Source organism: Thalassiella azotivora (assembly GCF_054781695.1).
Genome location: NZ_BAAGTX010000008.1, coordinates 97,220 through 118,466 on the forward strand (window position 1 = coordinate 97,220; position 21,247 = coordinate 118,466).

Below are 21,247 nucleotides of genomic sequence, written 5' to 3' on the forward strand. Positions count from 1 at the left end.
GGTGCGGGCACGTGAACCGGAACCAGCCGACCAGTCTGCCAGAGACCGGGCGACGCAGTCGAAACGTCACCCGTCGCGCTGCTGTTCCCCACCGGCCGCGGGCATCCGCACGCGCACCGTCGTGCCCTCCCCGGCGGCGGACGCCAGCTGCAGCGCGCCGCCGTGGTGCGCCACGATGCTGCGCACGATGGTCAGCCCCAGCCCGGTGCCCGGCACGGCCCCCTGGACGGCGTTCCCCGCCCGGTAGAACCGCTCGAACAGGTGCTGCTGGTCCTCGACGGGGATGCCGATGCCCGTGTCCTCGACGAGCAGCACCACGCCGTCGGCCCTCTGCGTCCCGTCGCCGGCCGGGCCGCTGACCCGGACGACGACCCTGCCGCCGGCGGGCGTGAACTTCACCGCGTTGCCGGCCAGGTTGAGGACGACCCGCTCGAGCTGCCCCTGGTCGCCCCGGACGCGGGTCCTCCCCCGGCGGTCCAGGCGCAGCTCGACCCCCGCGGCGCCGGCCTGGGGTCTCAGCGTGTCCACGACCGACGCGGCGACCTCCCCGAGGTCGACGTCGGTCACGGTGGTGCGGAACGCCCCGGACTCGATCCGCGACAGGGTCAGCAGGTCCTCGATGAGGGCGGCGAGCCGCGCCGCGTTGCGGTCGACGACCTCGAGGGCCCGGTGCGCCTGCGCCGGCAGCTCGCCGACGTCACCCTCGCGCAGCAGCTCGACGTACCCCGCGATGGAGGTCAGCGGGGTGCGCAGCTCGTGCGAGACGGTGGACAGGAAGTCCGTCTTCTGCCGGTCGAGGTCCTGGAGGCGGTCCACGAGCTCGCGCTGCTGCTCGAAGACCCGGGACAGCTCGAGCGCCCGGCCGAGGTCGGCGCACACGGTCTGCACGGCCCGGACCTCGGCATCACCGACGTCGCGCGGCCGCAGCGAGGACAGCACGGCGATCCCGATCACGTCGTCGTTGCCCTCGATCGGCGCGACGACGAAGGCCCGGGCGTCCGGGTCCCCCTCGCGCAGCAGGCTGCGGGGCGGGGTGGCCATGTCGGCCAGCAGCACGTTCGACACGACCAGCGCGCTGCCCTGCGCGGCGAGCCGGCGGACCGCGGCCAGTGCCTCCGGGGTGACCGCCGGGACGGACGCGAGGGGCTCGAGCCGGTCGGAGCACCACTGCGCCTCGACCGGTCCGGGCCCGTCCACGTCGATGGCCGTCTGGCTGTCGGCGTACCGGATCCACACCCGGTCGGTGTGCACGAGCTCCCCCAGCGCCCGCGCCGCGGTGCTCAGCACGGCGTCCCGCTCCAGCTCGGCGCGGATCGTGCGCGACGCCTCCCGGGCCCGGGTCCGCCACGTCGCGGCGGCCTGCTGCTCGGCCCGCAGCCGCTCCCCCTCCTCTGCGAGCCGGTTGGCCGACCGGGCCAGCTCGCGGATCTCCTGGGGCCCGGTCACCTCCGCCCGGGCGGTGGCCTCCCCCATCCGCAGCCGCTCCAGGACCCCCCGCAGCCCCGCCAGGGGCCCCACCACGCCGCGGACCGCCGACCGGGCCACCAAGGCGGCGAGCGTCACGGTGACCAGGGTGACGACGACGAGGATCGGCACCGCCACGGTGCGCCACCAGCGGGAGGCGTCGCGCACCCGCTGGCGCTCCTCCGCCAGCGCCTCGGCGGCCGCCGAGTGCAGCTGGCGGTACCGGTCGAAGGTGGCCTTGCCCTCCTGGGCCGACGGCGCGTCCTGCGGCGCGCCCGCGGCGACGGCGTCCACCGCCGGCTCGGCGTACTCGACCAGCCAGCGGCGGGCGGCGTCGCGCTCGGCGGCCAGACCGACCTCGATGCCCGCCCCGGACGCCAGCCGCTCCGCGTCGTCGATCCGCCCCGCGACCCGGCTGCGCGCCTCGCGGTAGGGGTCGAGGAAGCGCGGGTCGGAGGTCAGGAGGTAGCCCCGGACCGCGGTCTCCGCGTCCACCATGAGCTGCAGCGACTGGGCGTGGGTCTCCACGGCAGGTGTGATCCGGGTCGACAGGGTGGCGACCTGGCGGGTGGTGACCGAGAGCAGGGCGACGCCGGAGGCGGAGACCACGACGCCGAGCAGCACGAGCAGGCCGAAGGCCCGCCGCAGCCGTCCGGCGAGCGTGCTGGGCGACGCCCCGCTCACCGGTCGCCCGCCTCGGCGGAACGGGCGGAGGGGGTGGAGCGCGAGCCCACGGCGTCGGGCCCGGCCGGGGACGCCGTCGACGGGTCGCCGAACCCCGTGCGCGTCATGGTGCCCCACACCTGCTTGCGCCTCAGCACGCCCTGCCACAGCCCCTGCAGGCGCCACCAGGCCGTGAGCTGGCGGTACCCGACGTTCTCGGCGAGGCTCGCCAGGACGGCGACGCCGAGGTCGGACCACCGGCGGTAGCGGTGGAACGTGAACTCCTCGACGCACAGCGCGGTCAGCGAGACCAGCAGGGCGAACGCGTAGGCGACCAGGAGGAAGACGAGGGCGTACTGGAGGTCGACCGCGCCGGTCAGCAGCCCCAGCGGCACGAGGACCACGCCGAGGAGCTCGACCAGCGGCGCGGCCAGCTCGAACACCCAGTAGTAGGGCAGGGCGACCAGGCCGATCCGCCCGTACCGTGGGTTGCCGACCATCCCGCGGTAGCTCCACAGCACCTCCCACAGGCCGCGGTGCCAGCGACGGCGCTGGTTGGCCAGCACCCGCGTCGTGACGGGCACCTCGGTCCACGAGACGGGTTCGGCGACGAAGGTGACGGTGTAGTCGCGGCGCTGCCGGCGCAGGTGCCGGTGGATCCGCATCACGAGCTCGAAGTCCTCGCCGATGCTGCCGGCGTCCATGCCCCCGACCTCGACGACGACGTCGCGCCGGAAGAGGCCGAAGGCGCCGGAGATCAGGACCAGCGACCGCAGCCGCGACCAGCCGGTGCGGCCCAGCAGGAACGCGCGCAGGTACTCCACGACCTGGATGCGCGCCAGCAGCGGCCGCGGCATCCGCACGTCGACGACGCGCCCGGCCACCACCCGGCACCCGTTGACCGCCCGGATCACGCCGCCGGTGGCCACCGTGCGCAGCGGGTCGTCCGCGAAGGGCTTGGCCACGACGAGGAGCGCGTCCGGGTCGAGGATGGAGTCGGCGTCCACCATCGCCACGAGCGGGTACCGCGCGACGTTGATGCCGACGTTGCTGGAGTCCGCCCGGCCGGAGTTGTCCTTGCGGACGACGACGAGCGGGGTCCGGCCGTCGGCCGGCACGTGCACCGACCGCGGTCGCTCCCTGGTGGCGAGGTCCTCCGGGACGACCCGCGGCACCTTGACGAGGTCGAAGGCCTCGCGCAGCCGCTCGAACGTCGCGTCCTTCGACCCGTCGTCGACGACCACGACCTCGTGCTCCGGGTAGCGCAGCGCGAGCATCGCGCGGACCGACTCCACGATGCCCGCCTCCTCGTTGAAGGCCGGGACGACGACCGTGACGGGCTGGGTCAGGGGGCTCGACGCGGCGTCCTCCAGGCCCGCGAACGGCACCCGGCGCAGGTGCTTGGCGAACTCCACCGCCGCCAGGCCGATCAGCACGAGGTAGCTGGTGTTGATGAGGACGAAGTAGACGAGCACCGGCACGGCCAGGACGTCGAGGACGGCCTGCACCGGGCCGCGCAGCGCCTCCACGACGGCGGTCCGGCGCAGCTCGTCGACCCACCCGCTCACGGGCGCGCCCCGAGCGGCGACGACGCGGCCGCGGAGGGCGCCCCGGCCGCCGGGTCGTCGTCCGCGTGCAGGCCGCGCAGCGCCGCGGTGGCCAGCGCGTCACGGGCGTGGACGCCGGCGGGGCGGGCCGCGACCTGCCTGAGCGCGCGCAGGCCCTGCGGACCGCAGCGGCTGAGGGCGACGGCGGCGTTGCCGGCGACCCGGTGGTCCCGGTCGGTGACGAGCTCGGTCAGCCGGGGCACGGCCCGGGGGTGCCCGAGGTCACCGAGGGCTCGGGTCGCGACGGTGCGCAGCGGGCCGGGCTGGTCGTCGTCCACCGACAGCAGCAGCGCGGGCAGCGCGGCAGGCAGACCGATCCGCCCGACCGCGCGCGCGCACCGGACCCGCACCTCCAGCTCCGGGTCGTCCTGCAGCAGGCCGATCAGCGTCCCGGCGGCGTCGACGGCCCCGGACAGGCCGGCGATGTCGGCGGCGACGGCGCGCTGGAGCGGGTCGCCCGCGTGCAGCACGTCGACGAGCGCCGGGTGGGCGGCGGCGCCCATGCGCATGATCGCCGTCGCGACGATGCGCGGTGGGACGTCGAGCGACCCGGCGAGGGTGGCCAGCAAGGGTGCGGCACCGCGCGCGTCCCCCACCCGGCCGAGCGCCCGTGCGGCGACCTGCCGCACCTCGGGGTCGCCGTCCTGCAGCAGCCGCAGCAGCTCGGGCAGCGCCCCGGGGTGGCCGGCGGCGCCGAGGACCTCGGCGCCGTGCGCCCGGCGGACGACGCTGCGGGACGTCGTCGCCGCCAGCGCCGTGGCGAGGGTGCCACGCCGCTCGAGCAGCTCGACGACGGCGGCGTGGGTGTCGCCGCGCAGCTTCAGCAGCAGGCCCTCGACCGTCGGCTCGACGGCCGCCCAGCGGCGGGCGTCGAGCCGGACGAGCGTCTCCAGCGCCTCCCGCGCCTCGTCCGGCTCGCCCGCCGCGAGGGTGAGCAGCAGCGGCCTCAGCGGCTCGGCGGCGGCCTGGCGCCTGCGCTCCGCGCGCAGCCGGTGGGCCCGGCGACCGGCGACGACGACGGCGAGCAGCAGGAGCAGGCCCGCCAGCACCAGGAGGGTCAGGCCGAGGACCGCGGAGGCGTTCACGGCGCCCGGCGCGCCAGCACCGCCTGGACCCGGCTGACCAGCTCGCGGGGGCTGAACGGCTTGACCACGTAGTCGTCGACCCCGGCCGCGAAGCCCGCCTCGACGTCGGCCTCCTGCGCCCGGGCGGTGAGCAGGATGACCGGGACGTGCGCGGTGACCGGGTCGGCGCGCAGCTGGCGGGTGACGTCCATCCCGGACAGGCCCGGCATCATCACGTCGAGCACGGCGAGGTCGGGTGGGGACCGGCGCAGTCGCTCGAGCGCCTGCGCGCCGTCCTCGGCCTGCTCGACCTCGAACCCGGCGGCCTCGAGGCGGAACGCGACGAGCTCGCGGATGTCCCGGTCGTCGTCGGCGACGAGTACGCGACGCCCCACGTCCGCCCCTCCCTGCGAGCTCACGCTCGCCACGATCCGTACCGGCGCGGTCACTGTGCGCCGTCAGGGTGATGATGCCAGGTCGGTGGCCGACCCACCCCCGCGACGCGGCGAGGGCCCCGACCGCACGTGCGGTCGGGGCCCTCGCCCGGGCGGTGCCGACCCGGGGGCCGGCGAGCGGTTCAGTCGTCGTCGCCCTTGCCGGGCACCGGCGTCGTCTTCTGCACCTGCATCAGGAACTCCGCGTTGCTGCGGGTCTCCTTCAGCTTGTTGATGAGCAGCTCGAGCGCCTGCTGGGAGTCCAGCGCGGTGAGCACCCGACGCAGCTTCCAGGTCACCTGCAGCTCCTCGCGACCGAGCAGGATCTCCTCGCGCCGCGTACCGGACGGGTTGACGTCGACGGCCGGGAAGACGCGCTTGTCCGCCAGCCGGCGGTCCAGGCGCAGCTCCATGTTCCCGGTGCCCTTGAACTCCTCGAAGATGACCTCGTCCATCTTCGACCCCGTCTCGACGAGCGCGGTAGCCAGGATCGTCAGGGAGCCGCCGTTCTCGATGTTGCGGGCGGCACCAAAGAACCGCTTCGGCGGGTAGAGCGCGCTGGAGTCGACGCCACCGGACAGGATCCTGCCGCTCGCCGGGGCGGCGATGTTGTACGCCCGCCCCAGGCGGGTGATCGAGTCGAGCAGGACGACGACGTCGTGCCCCATCTCGACCAGCCGCTTGGCGCGCTCGATCGCCAGCTCGGCGACGGTGGTGTGGTCGTCCGCGGGACGGTCGAAGGTGGAGGCGATGACCTCCCCCTTGACCGTGCGCTGCATGTCCGTGACCTCCTCGGGGCGCTCGTCGACGAGCACGACCATGAGGTGGACCTCGGGGTTGTTCGTGGTGATGGCGTTGGCGATCGCCTGCAGCACCAGGGTCTTACCGGCCTTCGGCGGGGAGACGATGAGCCCGCGCTGCCCCTTGCCGATGGGCGAGACCAGGTCGATGATCCGGGTCGTCAGGACGCCCGGCTCGGTCTCGAGCCGGAGGCGCTCCTGCGGGTAGAGCGGGGTCAGCTTGCCGAACTCGACGCGCTGGCGGGCCTGCTCGGGGTTCATCCCGTTGACGGAGTCGAGCCGGACCAGGGCGTTGAACTTCTGCCGCTGGTTCTGCGGCTCCCCCTCGCGCGGCTGGCGGATCGCGCCGACGACGGCGTCGCCCTTGCGCAGGCCGTTCTTCTTCACCTGGCCGAGCGAGACGTAGACGTCGTTGGGACCGGGCAGGTAGCCGGAGGTGCGGATGAACGCGTAGTTGTCCAGCACGTCGAGGATGCCCGCGACGGGGATGAGGACGTCGTCCTCACCGAGCTGCGGCTCGTCGTCCAGACCGCCGAGCGGGTCGTTGCCGCGTCCGCGGCGGGACTTGCGGTCGCGGTAGCGGTTGCGGCGACGCCGGCCACCGGCGCCGTCCTCGTCGTCGGGACCGCCGGAGCGGTCGCGCCCGTCCTGGCGGTCGTCGCGCTGGCCCGCCTGGGAGTCGTCGCGCTGGCGGTCGTCCCGCTGGCGGTCGTCGCGCTGGCGGTCGTCGCGCTGACGGTCCTCGCGCTGGCGGCCCTGGGGGCGGTCCTCGTCCTGGCGGCCCTCCTCGTCGCCGGACGTCGCCCGCTCCCCACGCCCCTCGCGGCGCGAGCGCTGGCGGTCCCGCTGCGACCTCTGGCCGTCCCTGCCGGACTGGTCGCCCGACTGGGCACCGGACCGGTCGCCCGACTGGGCTCCGTCGGTCTGGTCGCCGGCGTGGTCACCGGTCTGGTCGCCGGACTGGTCGCCGGACTGGGCACGGCCGGACTGGTCGGCGGTGTGGTCGCCCTGGGAATGCTGCCGGGCGGTGCGCTCGGCCCGCGAGGGCGTGGCGCCGGCGTCGTCCCGGCTGCGCGGGACGCGCTGCGTGCGCGCCGGCTCCGCCGCGGGGAGCTCCTGCTGCTCGGCGCCGGCGCCGGTCGCGACGTCCGCGCCCTGCGGGCGCTCGGGGGTGGCGCCGGTGTCGGCGCGCTGCGCGCCGGACCGCGGGGAGCCGCCGCCCTGCTTGGCGCGGATGGCCTCGAGCAGGTCGCTCTTGCGCATCCGCGCGGTGCCCGTCACGCCCAGCTCGTGGGCGAGCGCCTGCAGCTGGGGCAGGCGCATCGCCGAGAGGGCGACCCGTCGGGCGGGTGCCGCCTCCGCCCCGGTCGACGCCCCGGTGGGGGTGGCGTCGGTGCCGGGGAGGGCGGTGTCGGTGGTGTCTGTCACGAAGGATCCTTCCCCCTCGTAGGCGGTCAGCCAGATCGACCGCGGGTGTCCGGCGACAGCCGGTAGGGAACAGCCACGCGACCGTCGAGCGACGGCGCAGATCGTGGCGGACGCCTCTCGAAGAAGGGCCCAAGTGAACGCCCTGAGTCCGGGATCCGGAGGCGCGGTCACTGTAACACCGAGTCCACCGGACGTGTTGCGGACCACAGGAACTCGCTCGCTCGGCCACCGAGCGGGTGACCTCGTGCACGCTGTGTGGTCGACACCCGACGGTGGGGTGCCCGGCTCCCCAGGTGGCCGCTCAGATCAAAACGGCGCCGTCCAGGTCGATGCCCGGCACGAGGACCTCCCACTCGGGCCCCGCCTCCGCGCGCACGCGCTCACCGACCCTGTCGGCCGCGGTGCCCAGGACCAGGACGCTGGGCCCGGCGCCGGAGACCGTGGCGGCCAGCCCGGCGGAGCGCAGCTGCTCCAGCAGCGCCGCGGTCTCCGGCATGGCGGGGGCGCGGTAGGCCTGGTGCAGCCGGTCCTGCGTGGCCACGAGGAGCAGGTCCGGACGGCGGGTGACGGCCTCGACGAGCAGCGCGGCCCGACCGGCGGTGAACGCCGCGTCGGCGTGCGGCACCAGCCCGGGCAGCATCGCCCGGGCACGCGACGTCGCCAGCTCGCCGTCCGGGACGCAGACCACCGCGACGAGGTCGGGGTGCGGCTCGACCCGCACCGCGCGCGCCCCCCCGGGCCCCGACCACCCGACGGTCATCCCGCCGAGCAGGCTGGCCGAGGCGTTGTCCGGGTGGCCCTCCAGGTCGCTGGCGACCTCCAGGGCCGTGGTGTCGTCGAGCAGGCGCGGGTCCTCGAGCAGGCCCCGAGCGGCGACCACGCCGGTGACGACGGCGGCCGCCGACGACCCCACGCCCCGACCGTGCGGCACGCCGTTGCGACAGCGCAGGCGCAGCCCCGGCTGGGGCGCCCCGACCCGTTCCAGCGCCGACCGCACGGAGCGGACCACGAGGTGGTCCTCGCCCGCGGCCACCCGGTCCGCGCCCTGGCCCGAGGCCTCCACCTGCGCACCGGGCTCGCGCGTCGCGACCACCTCGACCTCGTCGTGCAGGCGCAGCGCGAGGCCGACCGCGTCGTAGCCCGGGCCCAGGTTGGCGCTCGACCCCGGCACCCGGACGGTGACGGGGGTTCCGTAACGCAGCCCCACCTGCCGTCCCGCCGCCGGGGAGGTGGCCGCCCCGGTCACCCCGCCGGTCACCCCGAGACCGCCTCGGCCAGGCCGAGGGCCGCGGCGGCGCTGTGGGCGTCCACCGGGACCCGCACGGGGGTGACGTCCGCGCCGTCCGCGCCCTTCAGCGCCCACTGCGGGTCCTTCAGACCGTGCCCCGTGACCGTGACGACGACGCGCTGCCCGGCGCCCAGCGCACCCGCGGCGTGCCGCTTGAGCAGGCCGGCGACCCCGGCGGCCGACGCGGGCTCGACGAACACGCCGTCACGGCTGGACAGCAGCCGGTGGGCGGCGAGGATCTCCTCGTCGGTGACCGACTCGATCACGCCGCCGGACTCGTCCCGCGCCCGCTCGGCCTGCTGCCAGGACGCGGGGTTGCCGATCCGGATGGCCGTCGCGATCGTCTCCGGGTGGTCGACCGGGTGCCCCAGCACGATCGGCGCGGCACCGGCCGCCTGGAAGCCCCACATCTCCGGTCGCCGTGTCGCGACGCCGTGGTGGAAGTACTCGGTGTAGCCCTTCCAGTACGCGGTGACGTTGCCGGCGTTGCCGACGGGCAGGCAGTGCACGTCCGGGGCGAACCCGAGCGCGTCGACCACCTCGAACGCGGCCGTCTTCTGACCCTCGATCCGGTACGGGTTGACCGAGTTGACCAGCTCCACCGGGTAGGCCTCGGACAGCTTGCGGGCCAGGGTCAGGCAGTCGTCGAAGTTGCCGTCGACCTGCAGCAGCGTCGCGCCGTGCGCGATCGCCTGGCTGAGCTTGCCCATGGCGATCTTGCCGTCGGGGACGAGCACCCCGCAGGTCATCCCGGCGGCCGTGGCGTACGCCGCGGCGGACGCCGACGTGTTGCCGGTCGAGGCGCAGATGACCGCCCTGGCGCCCTGGCCGGCGGCGTGCGAGATCGCGGCGGTCATGCCCCGGTCCTTGAACGACCCCGTCGGGTTGCAGCCCTCGACCTTGACCCACACCTCGCAGTCGGTCAGCCGCGACAGGTGGTGCGCGCGCACCAGCGGCGTACCGCCCTCCCCGAGGGTGACGACGGTCCGCGTGACCTCCTCCGGGAGCCGGTCGTGGTACTCCTCGATCACCCCACGCCACAGGTGCGCCACGTGCGAGTCCCTTCTCCCAGAACGGTGTGCGGCCCGCGGACGTCCGCGGACCTGTCGGTCGGGTCAGTCGCCCTCGACGCGCAGCACCGAGGCGACCGCGTCGACGACGTCCAGCTCCGCCAGCGCCGCGACGGTCGCCGACAGGGCGGCGTCGGGTGCGGTGTGCGTGACGACGACCAGCGCGGCGCGCGAGCCCGCACCCGCCTCGTCGTCGGGTCCCCGGTCGAGACGGTCCAGCAGCGTCTGCCGCACGGTCTCGATGGACACCCCGTGCTCGGCGAACACGCCGGCGACCTGCGCCAGCACCCCGGGGACGTCGGCGACGTCCAGCCGCACGTGGTAGCGGGTGAGCGCCTGCCCCACCGGCTGCACGGGCAGGTCGGCGTAGCTGGACTCCCCCGGCCCCCGGCCGCCGAGCACGCGGTGCCGGGCGACCGAGACGAGGTCACCCAGTACGGCGCTCGCGGTCGGCTGTCCACCGGCGCCCTGACCGTAGAACATCAGCGAGCCGGCCGCCTCGGTCTCGACGAACACGGCGTTGAACGCGCCGCGGACGCCGGCCAGCGGGTGATCGCGCGGGATCATCGCCGGGTGCACGCGCACCGAGACGGCCTCGCCGTCGCCGTCCCCGGTGCGCTCGCAGATGGCGAGGAGCTTGACGACGCACCCCGCCGCCCGCGCCGCGGCGACGTCGGTGGCCGTCACGCCCGTGATGCCCTCCCGGTGGACGGCCTGCGCGGGGACGCGCGTGTGGAAGGCCAGCGAGGCCAGGATGGCGGCCTTGGCCGCGGCGTCGAAACCCTCCACGTCGGCCGTCGGGTCGGCCTCGGCGTACCCCAGCGCCTGCGCCTGCTGGACGGCCTCGTCGAAGCCGGAGCCGGTGGTGTCCATCTGGTCCAGCACGTAGTTCGTCGTGCCGTTGACCACGCCCAGGACGCGGCGCACCCGGTCGCCGGCGAGGGACTCCCGCACCGGGCGCACGATCGGGATCGCCCCGGCGACCGCGGCCTCGAAGTAGAGGTCCACGCCGTGCCGCTCGGCCGCGGCGTAGAGCGTCGGGCCGTCCTCGGCGAGCAGGGCCTTGTTCGCCGTGACCACGGACGCGCCGTGCTCCATGGCGTCCAGCAACAGGGTGCGGGCCGGCTCGATGCCGCCGATGACCTCCACGACCAGGTCCGCCCGGCGCACGAGGGCGGCCGCGTCGGTGGTGAGCAGCGACGGGTCGACGTCGAGGTCGCGCCGGCGCCCGGGGCGGCGGACGGCGATCCCCGCGAGCTCGAGCCGGGCCCCGACCCGGGCCTCGAGCTCGTCGGCGTGCTGGGTGAGCAGCCGGGCCACCTCCGTGCCCACGACCCCGCACCCCAGCAGCGCCACGGACAGCGTCCTCGGGCTCGTCACGGTGCAGTCCCCTCCCGGTCGTCGTCCGGCCTGGTCCGGCCGCTCACCGACGGACCACCGAACGGCTCGTGCCCGCAGGGCGGTCGTCGACGGCGATCCTCTCTCGGAGCCACGGACCGGACGGACGTCGTCCCGTCATCCGGACAGGCGCCCCGTCGCGACGCGCCGTCGCCCGGACAGTCTGCCGCACGCGCTCAGGCCGGGGGCCGGACCAGCAGCGTCGCGCCGTCCACCCGCGCCCCCGCGCAGCGCCCGCGGGGCCACCAGCCCGCCAGACCGGCCCGCCCCCGACGACCCGGCTGCCGGCCCGCCGCGGAACGGACCGCGACGCGGACGACGGCGGGGCGCACCCGACCCGCGACGCGGACCGGCGTGGTCACCGGGTCGCGTCCGCGGAGCTGGACGAGCCGCCCGACGAGGAGCCCCGGTGCGGCGAGCGCCCGCGGCACGGTGCGGGCGGAGGCGGTGACGTGCCACCCCTCCCCCGACGCCGACACCGGGGGTCCGTCGGCCGGCCGGTCGAAGGTCGCGCTCGTCTTGGGCAGCGCCCACTCCCGGCGCCCGCCGACGAGGCTGGCGGTGCTGTCCACCGCCAGGAAGGGCACGTGCACGGCCAGCCCGTCGCGCCCGGCGAGCAGGACGGCGCCGACCGCCTCCCGGTAGGGCCCGACCGGGCTGTCGCGGTAGTCGACCAGGGCACCGACGACGAGCAGCGGGCGCCGGCCCGAGCGCACGGACGGCGGCACGACGGCTGCGAGCGCCGCGCGGCGACCGCTGCCCACCGGCGCCCACCACACCAGCGCGTCGAGGGTGCACGTCCACGGCGCCGGGACGGCCCGCACGGCGGCGAGCGTCGCCAGCACCTCGCGGCCCAGCCGCGTCTCGGGCGCCCCGGCGACGTCCAGCGGCCCGGCGCCCCCTCCCGCGTCCATGCCGGGAGGTCTACCGCACACCCCGGGACCGCGCGATCCCTGGTGCCCGACGGCTGGCCCGCGGGCGGGCGCCGGGCACCAGGGACCGCGGCAGGGGGCTCAGAGGTTGCCGCGGGCGGCCTGCTCGCGCTCGATCGACTCGAACAGGGCCTTGAAGTTGCCCTTGCCGAAGCCCAGGGAGCCGTGCCGCTCGATGAGCTCGAAGAACACCGTGGGCCGGTCCCCGATCGGCTTGGTGAAGATCTGCAGCAGGTAGCCGTCCTCGTCCCGGTCGACGAGGATCCTGCGCTTCTTCAGCTCCTCGACGGGGACCCGGACCTCGCCGATCCGCGAGCGCAGCTCGGGGTCGTCGTAGTAGGAGTCGGGGGTGTCGAGGAACTCCACGCCCTCGTCCCGCATGGCGTCGACGGTGCGCAGGATGTCGTTCGTCGCCAGGGCGATGTGCTGGCAGCCCGGGCCGTCGTAGAACTCCAGGTACTCGTCGATCTGCGACTTCTTCTTCGCGATCGCCGGCTCGTTGAGCGGGAACTTGACCCGGTGGTTGCCGTTGGCGACGACCTTGCTCATCAGCGCCGAGTAGTCGGTGGCGATGTCGTCGCCGATGAACTCCGCCATGTTCACGAAGCCCATCACCTTGTTGTAGAAGGCGACCCACTCGTCCATCCGGCCGAGCTCGACGTTGCCCACGCAGTGGTCGACCGCCTGGAAGAGCCGCTTCGGCGCGCCGTCGCGGCGACGGTAGGTGGAGCGGCGCTCGACGTAGCCCGGCAGGTACGGACCGCTGTAGCGGGACCGGTCGACCAGGGTGTGGCGCGTGTCGCCGTAGGTCGCGATCGCGGCCAGGCGCACCGTGCCGTGCTCGTCGCTGACGTCGTGCGGCTCCTCGAGGACGGTCGCGCCCTGGGCGCGGGCGTGCTCGATGCACCGGTCGACGTCGGGCACCTCCAGGGCCAGGTCCACCACGCCATCGCCGTGGGCGCGGTGGCGGTCCATCAGCGGGCTCTGCGGGTGCACGCCGCCCTTGAGGACGAACCGTGCGGACCCCGAGCGCAGGACGAACGCCTTGTGGTCGCGGTTGCCGGTCTCGGGGCCGGAGTAGGCGACGAGGTCCATGCCGAACGCCGAGGTGTAGAAGTGCGCGGCCTGGGTGGCGTTGCCGACGACGAGGACCACGGCGTCCATGGCCGTCACCGGGAACGGGTCCTTCGTGACGTCGTACTCCACCAGCCCGACGAGCTGCTTGAGCTGCTCGAGGTCCAGGTCGGCCTCGCGCTCCTCGGGGGTGAGCTCGATCTGGTCGGCCATCGGGTCGACCGCGTGGTCGGGGTGCGTCGTCACCAGGTCCTCCTCGGTTGGGTCGGATCGTGTGCGTCGGGCTGCGTGGTCGTCGTCGACGACGACCGCGAGGGCGTGCGGCGCCGCGGCGGTGACCGCGGGGGCGCCGACGGGCACGACTGTCACGTACGGCCCGTGGGTGAGCAACCATGCCGCAGGCGGTTGGTCAATGTGCACAACCTGCGCAGAGCCAGGGCGGTCATACTGGGCAGCATGCCCATCGACGAGCTGGACGCACGGGTGATCGACCTGTTCACCGCCGAGCCCCGGATCGGCGTGCTGGAGGCCTCGCGCCGGCTCGGCGTGGCCCGGGGCACCGTGCAGGCCCGCCTCGACCGGCTGCAGCGCGACGGGGTGGTGGTCGGGTTCGGACCCGAGGTGGACCCCGGCAGCGCCGGGTACCCGGTGACGGCCTTCTGCACCCTGGAGATCCGGCAGGGCCGGGGGCACGACCGGGTCACGGCCCACCTGGCCTCGATCCCCGAGGTGCTGGAGGCGCACACGATCACGGGGCCGGGCGACCTGCTGATCCGGGTCGTGGCGCGCAGCAACCCCGACCTGCAGCGCGTCATCGACGAGGTGGTCGCCGACGACAGCGTGCTGCGCACGTCAACGCTGATCGCCCTGCAGCCCCAGATCAGGTACCGGACGACCCCGCTCGTGCGGGCCGCCGCCGGGGTGAGCGGATCGGGTGACGTGCCCGGAGCACCGCGCACCGCGGCTCCGCGACCGACATGATGTGACCACCGCCACAGCGGCGGCGTCGGTGCGGGGACGGCGCGCACCGAGCCCAGGGGAGGACACGTGAGCCAGGACGCGGACCTGTCGCCGCCGTCCCACGTCGCGCCCGTCGCGCGCGCGGCCCTCCTCGCGTCGGGCACGTTCGCGCTCAGCCTGGCCGCCGTCGTGCTGCGCCCCGAGGGCAGCAACGTCGCCGTGTGGTGGCCCGCCGCCGCGCTGGCGGTCGCCCTGGTCGCGCTGGCCCCGGCGCGCGAGCGCCCGTGGCTGGTCGCCACGGTCGTCGTGTCGTCGGCGCTCGCCAACGTCCTCGGCGGGCGCCCACCGGTGGCGGCCGTCGCCTTCGGGGTCTCCAACGCGGTGGAGGCGTGGGTCGCCGCCTGGTTGCTGACCCGCGGCGGACGCCGGCCCCGGTTGCGCGACCTCGAGGACGCCACCCGCTTCCTGCTCGCCGCCATCGCCGGTGGCGTCGCCGCCGGCCTGGTGGCCACGGCGGGCGCCGGGCGGCTGCTGGACAACGGCTCGTTCGACACCTTCCGCTCCGTGGCGTTCGCGCACACGTCGGCGGTCGTGCTGCTCGTCCCGCTCGTGCTGCTGCGACGCTCCCGGCCCGCCGCCGACCGGCACCCCGTCGAGGTGGTCGCCCAGTGGGTGCTGTTCGCCTCCTCCTCGGCGTACGTCTTCGGCCCCGGCCAGGTGCTGCCCCTGGCCTTCCTGCCGCTCCCGGTGCTCGTGTGGGCCGCCGCCCGCCTCGGCCCCCGGGCCGTCGCGCTGCAGACGGCGCTGCTCGGGGTGGGCAGCTCGCTGGCGACCATCCACGGCATGGGCCCGTTCAGCGCCCCAGCGGTCGGGCACGACGGCGTCGCGGTCTCCCTCACCCAGCTGTTCCTCGTGACGTACGCCCTCGTCCTCGTCCCGCTGGCGATGGCCATCGAGCAGCGGCGGGAGACCACCGACAGGCTGCGCGCCAGCGAGGAGCTGTACCGGCACACCTTCGAGGAGGCCGTCAGCGGCATGCTGCTCGTCCGGTGCCGGCCCGGGGTGTCCGTGGACGTCCTGCGCGCCAACCCCGTCGCGACGCGGCTGCTGCTCGGGCCGGACGCGCCCGCGGACCCCGGGGCGTGCAGGACGTCGTGGCCCGCCGCCGTCGCACCGCGCGACCGCCCCGTCGTCCTGGAGGCGCTCAGCCGCGTCGCGCTCGGTGAGGTGGCGTCGTGGCACGGCGAGGTCGAGCACGTCGTCGACGGCCGCCCCCGCTGGGTCGAGGTCGCCGTCGCCGCGCTGCCGGCGCCGGTCACCGAGGACGCCGGTGCGGCGGGGGCGCAGGCGCTCCTGACGGCCCAGCTCGTCGACGTCACCGAGCGCCGCCAGGCGGACGAGCGCCTGCGCGAGCTGGCGCTGCACGACGCGCTCACCGGCCTGCCCAACCGCAGCCTGCTCGCGGACCGCGTGGAGCAGACCCTGCACCTCGCGCAGGGCGGCGACACCGGGGGCCTGGCCCTGCTGTTCTGCGACCTGGACGCCTTCAAGGACGTCAACGACGCGACCGGTCACGCCACCGGCGACCGGCTGCTGGTCGAGGTCGCCCGACGGTTCGCCGCGGCCGTCCGCCCGGGGGACACCGTCGCGCGGCTCGGTGGCGACGAGTTCGTCGTCCTGGCCCCCGGCGTCGTCGACGCCGAGGCCGCGGACGCCCTGGCCCGCCGGCTCCTGGGCGTCCTCGAGCGGCCCGTCGTCCTGGACGGGCGGCCGTACCGGGTGGGCGTGAGCATCGGCATCGCGCTGGCCACGCCGGCCTCGACCGTCGACTCGCTGCTGCGGGAGTCGGACCTGGCCATGTACGCCTCCAAGTCCGCCGGCCGGGGTCGCGCGACGCTCTACCGCGAGGAGCACTCCGAGCGCGCGGTGCGGCGGGTGCGGCTGGACCGCGAGCTGCGCTCGGCCGTCGAGCGGGGCGAGCTGCTGCTGCACGTCCAGCCGGTGGTGGACCTCGTCGGCGGAGGGGTCGTCGCCGGGGAGACCCTGCTGCGCTGGCAGCACCCCACCCGCGGCCTGCTCCCCCCGGGCGAGTTCCTGGACGTCCTCGAGGACGGTCCGCTGATCCACGAGGTGGGCCGCTGGGTGCTGCAGGAGTCCTGCCGGCTGGCGGCCGGGTGGGTGGAGCTGCTCGGCGAGGACGCGCCGTGCGTGCACGTCAACGTCTCCGCGCGCCAGCTCGACCGCGGCGACGTGGCCGCCCAGGTGGCGCAGGTGCTGCAGGACACCGGCCTGGCCCCGCAGCGGCTGGTCGTGGAGCTGACCGAGACCTACCTGTCCGAGCTCGGGGCCGCGCTGCGGCGGGACCTCGAGGCGATCGCGGCGACCGGCGCCCGGCTCGCCGCCGACGACTTCGGCACCGGGTACAGCCCGCTGACGCGGCTGACGGACATGCCGGTGGACGTGCTGAAGATCGACCGCCAGTTCGTCGACGCCATGACCGCCAGCCCGCGGGCGCGGGCGGTCGTCCAGGCCGTGGTGGGGATGAGCGCGGCGCTCGGCCTCGACCTCGTCGCCGAGGGGGTCGAGACCGCGGAGCAGGCGAGCGTGCTGCGGCGTCTCGGGTGCGCGACCGGCCAGGGGTACCTGTGGAGCCGCCCCGTCCCGCCGCAGGAGTTCACCGCGTTCGTGCGGGCCCGCACCTCGTCGCTGAGCCGCTTCGCTTGACGGACCGGCCCGAGCCCACCGGCCCGGCGGGAAGCGGCCCGGTTCAGCCGATCGCCCTCGCGATCCGCTGGGCCGCCTCGCGCAGGGCCCCCTCGACCCCCTCGGCGGGCAGCCGACCGAGGGCCACCACCCCCACCGACGCCTCGAGGCCGTCCAGCGGCAGGGCGAGCGCCACGCCCACGGCACCCGGCTGCAGCTCGCCGTCCGTCGTGACCGCCTGGGTCCGCCCGGCGCGGCGCGCGAGGATCGCCCGCCCCGCGGCGCCACGGCCCAGCGGGTGGCGCGAACCCACCCGGTAGGACACGTGGTAGTCCGTCCAGGTCGGCTCGACCACGGCCACGGCGAGCGCCTCGTCGCCGTCGGCGACCGTCAGGTGCGCCGTCGCCCCGACCGAGTCGGCCAGGCGCCGCAGCTCGGGCAGCGCCGCCCGGCGGACCAGCGGCTGCACCTGCTGGGCGAGCATCAGGACACCCGGACCGAGCCGTACCCGGCCGTCGACGTCCCTGCGCACCCAACCGTGCGCGTCCAGCGTGGCCAGCAGCCGGTACACCACGGGGCGGGCCACCCCCAGCCCGGCGGCGAGCTCCGTCACGGACGCGGGCCCCCCCTCGGCCAGCAGGCCGAGCAGCCGGATCCCCCGGTCGAGCGTCTGGGAGGACTCGGGTCCGGTCACCTCGTCACCCTAGCGACGGGAGACGAACCACCGCCGGACCGTGTCGATCCGGCCCTGCAGCTGCTCGGCCGTGGCCCGCGCGACCTCGCCACCGCCGGAGTGCCGCCGCAGCTCGGCGTGGACGACGCCGTGCGGCTGGCCGGTGCGACGGGCCCACGCGGCGACGAGCGAGTTGAGCTCCTTGCGCAGCGCAGCGGCCTGCCGGTGCGTGGCCACGTCGACGACCTCGCCGGCGTCGCCGTCGCGCCCCCCACGCCGCTTGCGCGCCTCGACGTGCTCGTTCTGCCGCTGGCGCAGCAGGGTCGCCACCTGGTCCGGCTCGAGCAGGCCGGGGATGCCGAGGAAGTCCAGCTCCTCCTCGCTGCCGACCTCGGCGCCGGTGCCGAACTGGCCGCCGTCGAACAGCACGTGGTCGAAGGACGCCTCGGACTCCAGCGCCTTGAAGGTGCCGTCCGTCAGCTCGCCGGAGGCGCTCTCGGCCTGCTGGGCCCGCTCGAGCAGCCCCTCCTCCGGGGACCACTCGCCGTCGTCGGCGTTCTTCGGCCGGTCCAGGGCGTGGTCGCGCTGCGCCTCGAGCTCGCCGGCGAGCTGCAGCAGGGTGGGGACGCTGGGCAGGAAGATCGACGCTGTCTCGCCGCGGCGGCGGGCCCGCACGAACCGGCCGACGGCCTGGGCGAAGAACAGCGGCGTGGAGGCGGACGTCGCGTACACGCCCACGGCGAGCCGCGGGACGTCGACTCCCTCGGAGACCATCCGCACGGCGACCATCCACCGCTGCTCGCCCCCGGCGAACTCCTCGATGCGCGCGGACGCGCCGTCGTCGTCCGACAGCACGACGACGGGCGCCTCCCCGGTGACCTGGCGCAGCACCGCGGCGTAGGCGCGGGCCGACGCCTGGTCGGTGGCGATGACGAGCCCGCCGGCGTCCGGGACGCCACGGCGCACCTCGGTGAGCCGCTTGTCGGCGGCCTGCAGGACGGCGGGGACCCAGTCGCCGTCCGGGTCGAGGGCCGTGCGCCACGCGTGCGCCGTCATGTCCTTGGTCAGCGCCTCGCCGAGCCGGGCGCTGACCTCGTCGCCGGCGCGGGTGCGCCAGCGCATCTGCCCCGAGTACGCCAGGAACAGCACGGGGCGCACGACGCCGTCCCGCAGCGCCTCGGCGTACCCGTACGCGTAGTCGCCCCGCGAGCGCCGGATGCCGTCGCCGTCCTCGGCGTACTCGACGAACGGGATGGCGGCCGTGTCGGAGCGGAACGGCGTGCCGGTCAGGGACAGCCTGCGGGTGGCCGGCTCGAACGCCTCGCGGACGGCGTCACCCCAGCTCAGCGCGTCGCCACCGTGGTGGATCTCGTCGAGGACGACCAGGGTCGGGGCCGCCTCGGTGCGGGCGCGGTGCAGCAGCGGCCGGGCGGCGACCTGGGCGTACGTCAGCGCGACGCCGTCGTAGTCGCGGTTGTGCGCGCCGGTGCTGTTGCGGAACGCGGGGTCGATGCGGATGCCCACGCGGTGCGCGGCGTCGGCCCACTGCGTCTTGAGGTGCTCGGTCGGCGCCACGACCGTCACCCGCCGCACCACCCCCCGGGCGAGCAGCTCGGCCGCCACCCGCAGGGCGAAGGTCGTCTTGCCGGCGCCGGGGGTGGCGACCGCGAGGAAGTCCCGAGGGTTGCTGGTGAGGTACTTCTCGAGGGCCTCCGCCTGCCAGGCGCGCAGCTTGGAGGCGGTTCCCCACGCGGCCCGCTCCGGGAACGCCGGGGACAGGTGGGATGCGGCAGCCGCGCTGGCGTGCTGCGGGGAGGAGGAGCTCACGGTGGTCCGAGGTTAGTGGGTCGTCACGGCAGCGCACACGGCGACTCGACGGTGACGCGCAGGATCCCGCGGTCGGCGGCACCCGCGGCGTGCTCGGCCCGCCACCAGGCCGTGGCGGTCCCCAGGGCGTCCCGGTCGCCGCGTCCGGGCAGGGCCTGGACGTCGCGGTACCAGCTGCCGTCGGCGTCGTCGGGGTCGGCCGGCGGCGCCTCGGGGACCCGGTCGTCGTCGGGGGCGAGGTCGCCCAGGGCGGCCGCGAGGTCGCGCGCCTCGTCCTGGGTGAGCAGCTCGGCGCTCTGCCAGCGGGACAGCCTGCCCAGCAGCGGCGTGCCCTCCTCGTCGGCCCACAGCCCGCACGAGCCGTTCTCCCTCGGTCCCACCTCGACGAACCGCATCGGGACACCGGCCCGGCCGGCGGCCCGGGAGACCGCCTCGGGCACCGACGCGGACGCGGCCGACCACCAGGCGTCCAGCTCGGCGGCGTCCAGGGCCTCACCCGGCGAGCGGACGTCGGACGCCGGGACCGGCGGCGGCACCGGCTCCGCTCCCCTGGCGGTGGCGACCCGGTCGTCCTCCCGGACGTGGCACGGCGTGTCGATCCAGACGGACAGCCGGCCGCGGGTGCCGTCGGCGTACCACGACGCGTACAGCGAGGCCGTGCTCGTCAGGGCGCCCGCGCGCTCGGCCCCCCAGCGCCACTCGTCGACCCGCTCGACGCGCTCGGGGTCCGTGACCGCCCAGCTCTCGTAGCGGTCCGCGGGGTCGCGGTCGGGCAGCGCGTCGAGCAGCACGGTCGCCTGCTCACGGGTCAGCCCGGCGGCCTCGGTCTCGGCCTCGGCACCGTCGCCGGCCGCGCCCACCGGTCCCGCGTCGACGCCGAAGTCCGCCTGCAGGCTCCGCAGCGCACTGCCCTCGGCCGTCTCGACCCCGCACTCGACCTCGCTCGACCTGACATCCCCCGGGGCGACCTCGACGCCGACCCTCGCTCCGGCCGCGACGAGGTCGGCGCGCAGCCGCTCGACCTCGTCGGCGAGGCGGGCGGTGACCGCGTCGGAGCCCAGGACCTGCTCCTCGGGGACCGCTCCCAGGGGACCGCCGGGCGCGCCGCCGTCGGTCTGCCGCTCGTCGGTCCGCCACTCGTCGCTGCCGGCTCCCGGGACCCAGCCACCAGGGTCCTCGGCCGACCCGCCCGCGAGGGCTCCGACGCCGACGACCGCGAGCGGGACGGCGACCGCGACGACCGCGGGCCAGCGCCGGCCTCGCCGCGGCCGCCGGGGACCGGGACGCCGCCGGTCGTGCGAGGCCGACGGCTGCGGCGCGGTGGGGACGGAAACCGGGCCGGCGGCAGCCGGGGCGACGGCAGCCGGGACGACGGCAGCCGGGGCGACGGCAGCCGGGCCGGCGAGGACGGGCTCGACCGGGAGCGGGTCGACCGGAGCCGGACCGGCGACGCCCGCCGCGTCACCGCCGGGGTCGTCGTGCGAACGCAGGACCTCGACCGCACGGGCGACGGCGTCGGCCGCGGGCTCCAGCGCGCGCACGCGCAGTGACTGCTCCCACGTCGCGAGCTGGGCCACGACGTCGTCACGCGTCCAGGCGCCGACGTGGAAGCCGACGCCGAGGCGCTGGGGCAGGTCCGCCGCCTCCGCGGCCGGCACGCCCGCCGCGACCAGTAGCGCCGCCCACGACGCCAGGGGCGGGTTGCCACCCGTTCCAGCCAGGACGACGGCGTGCACCGCCGACATCAGCGTGGCGGACTGCCGCCCCCCGGTGGTCCCGGAGCCCCCGGAGTCGGCGGGACCCCGTTCGTCACCGCCCTGAGCGCCGCCCGGACGGCCAGGCAGGCCCCTGCCCGTCACGGG

15 protein-coding genes are annotated in these 21,247 nt (G+C 75.9%); 2 read left to right on the top strand and 13 right to left on the bottom strand.

Features of this window, described 5'->3' with window-relative positions; genetic code table 11:
• Window positions 1-66: 66 nt before the first annotated feature.
• The 10 genes from ACYVQV_RS07270 to hppD form a co-directional block, all read right to left on the bottom strand.
• Entirely contained in the window at window positions 67-2,148 is a 2,082-nt protein-coding gene (locus ACYVQV_RS07270; protein ID WP_461022600.1) for an ATP-binding protein, read from the bottom strand.
• Complete coding sequence (locus ACYVQV_RS07275; protein WP_461022601.1) at window positions 2,145-3,695, bottom strand: glycosyltransferase family 2 protein; 1,551 nt, start codon at window positions 3,693-3,695, stop codon at window positions 2,145-2,147. Before ACYVQV_RS07275 ends, ACYVQV_RS07270 begins: the two co-directional genes overlap by 4 nt.
• A complete protein-coding gene (locus tag ACYVQV_RS07280; protein WP_461022602.1) occupies window positions 3,692-4,819 on the bottom strand; it encodes a HEAT repeat domain-containing protein in 1,128 nt (375 codons plus the stop codon). Before ACYVQV_RS07280 ends, ACYVQV_RS07275 begins: the two co-directional genes overlap by 4 nt.
• Window positions 4,816-5,217 carry a response regulator transcription factor gene (locus ACYVQV_RS07285; protein WP_461022603.1) on the bottom strand — a complete coding sequence of 134 codons (402 nt, stop codon included), beginning with the start codon at window positions 5,215-5,217 and terminating at the stop codon, window positions 4,816-4,818. The genes ACYVQV_RS07280 and ACYVQV_RS07285 overlap by 4 nt, the downstream gene beginning before the upstream one ends.
• 158 nt (window positions 5,218-5,375) lie before the next feature.
• Window positions 5,376-7,460, bottom strand: a complete 2,085-nt coding sequence (gene rho, locus ACYVQV_RS07290) for a transcription termination factor Rho (protein WP_461022604.1) — start codon at window positions 7,458-7,460, stop codon at window positions 5,376-5,378.
• A 301-nt stretch (window positions 7,461-7,761) separates the two neighbouring features.
• A complete protein-coding gene (gene thrB / locus ACYVQV_RS07295) occupies window positions 7,762-8,718 on the bottom strand; it encodes a homoserine kinase (protein WP_461022605.1) in 957 nt (318 codons plus the stop codon).
• Window positions 8,715-9,800 (bottom strand): threonine synthase, encoded by a 1,086-nt coding sequence (gene thrC, locus ACYVQV_RS07300; protein WP_461022606.1) that lies wholly within the window; start codon window positions 9,798-9,800, stop codon window positions 8,715-8,717. The genes thrB and thrC overlap by 4 nt, the downstream gene beginning before the upstream one ends.
• A gap of 63 nt (window positions 9,801-9,863) precedes the next feature.
• A complete protein-coding gene (locus tag ACYVQV_RS07305; protein WP_461022607.1) occupies window positions 9,864-11,198 on the bottom strand; it encodes a homoserine dehydrogenase in 1,335 nt (444 codons plus the stop codon).
• Between the two features lie 194 nt (window positions 11,199-11,392).
• Window positions 11,393-12,130 (bottom strand): acetoacetate decarboxylase family protein, encoded by a 738-nt coding sequence (locus ACYVQV_RS07310; RefSeq protein ID WP_461022608.1) that lies wholly within the window; start codon window positions 12,128-12,130, stop codon window positions 11,393-11,395.
• A gap of 99 nt (window positions 12,131-12,229) precedes the next feature.
• The gene (hppD, locus tag ACYVQV_RS07315; protein WP_461022652.1) at window positions 12,230-13,435 is read right to left on the bottom strand and encodes a 4-hydroxyphenylpyruvate dioxygenase; all 1,206 of its coding nucleotides are present in this window, start codon (window positions 13,433-13,435) and stop codon (window positions 12,230-12,232) included.
• Window positions 13,436-13,678: 243 nt separating this feature from the next.
• Here hppD and ACYVQV_RS07320 point away from each other — a divergent pair, with 243 nt between their 5' ends.
• Complete coding sequence (locus tag ACYVQV_RS07320; protein WP_461022609.1) at window positions 13,679-14,203, top strand: Lrp/AsnC family transcriptional regulator; 525 nt, start codon at window positions 13,679-13,681, stop codon at window positions 14,201-14,203.
• A gap of 66 nt (window positions 14,204-14,269) precedes the next feature.
• Window positions 14,270-16,906, top strand: coding sequence for a putative bifunctional diguanylate cyclase/phosphodiesterase (locus tag ACYVQV_RS07325; RefSeq protein WP_461022610.1), 2,637 nt, complete (start codon window positions 14,270-14,272; stop codon window positions 16,904-16,906).
• A 43-nt stretch (window positions 16,907-16,949) separates the two neighbouring features.
• Here ACYVQV_RS07325 and ACYVQV_RS07330 read toward each other — a convergent pair whose 3' ends face one another.
• The 3 genes from ACYVQV_RS07330 to ACYVQV_RS07340 are packed head-to-tail and all read right to left on the bottom strand — an operon-like array spanning window position 16,950 to window position 21,244.
• Window positions 16,950-17,579, bottom strand: coding sequence for an IclR family transcriptional regulator (locus ACYVQV_RS07330; protein ID WP_461022611.1), 630 nt, complete (start codon window positions 17,577-17,579; stop codon window positions 16,950-16,952).
• 9 nt (window positions 17,580-17,588) lie between these two features.
• The gene (locus ACYVQV_RS07335) at window positions 17,589-19,385 is read right to left on the bottom strand and encodes a DEAD/DEAH box helicase (protein ID WP_461022612.1); all 1,797 of its coding nucleotides are present in this window, start codon (window positions 19,383-19,385) and stop codon (window positions 17,589-17,591) included.
• A gap of 23 nt (window positions 19,386-19,408) precedes the next feature.
• Window positions 19,409-21,244, bottom strand: a complete 1,836-nt coding sequence (locus ACYVQV_RS07340; RefSeq protein WP_461022613.1) for a hypothetical protein — start codon at window positions 21,242-21,244, stop codon at window positions 19,409-19,411.
• Window positions 21,245-21,247 lie beyond the last annotated feature (3 nt).

Bases quoted from the DNA above. Each gene is read 5' to 3' on its own strand.
- ACYVQV_RS07310 (WP_461022608.1), bottom strand. From the start codon at position 12,130: ATGGACGCGGGAGGGGGCGCCGGGCCGCTGGACGTCGCCGGGGCGCCC.
- hppD (WP_461022652.1), bottom strand. From the start codon at position 13,435: ATGGCCGACCAGATCGAGCTCACCCCCGAGGAGCGCGAGGCCGACCTG.
- ACYVQV_RS07320 (WP_461022609.1), top strand. From the start codon at position 13,679: ATGCCCATCGACGAGCTGGACGCACGGGTGATCGACCTGTTCACCGCC.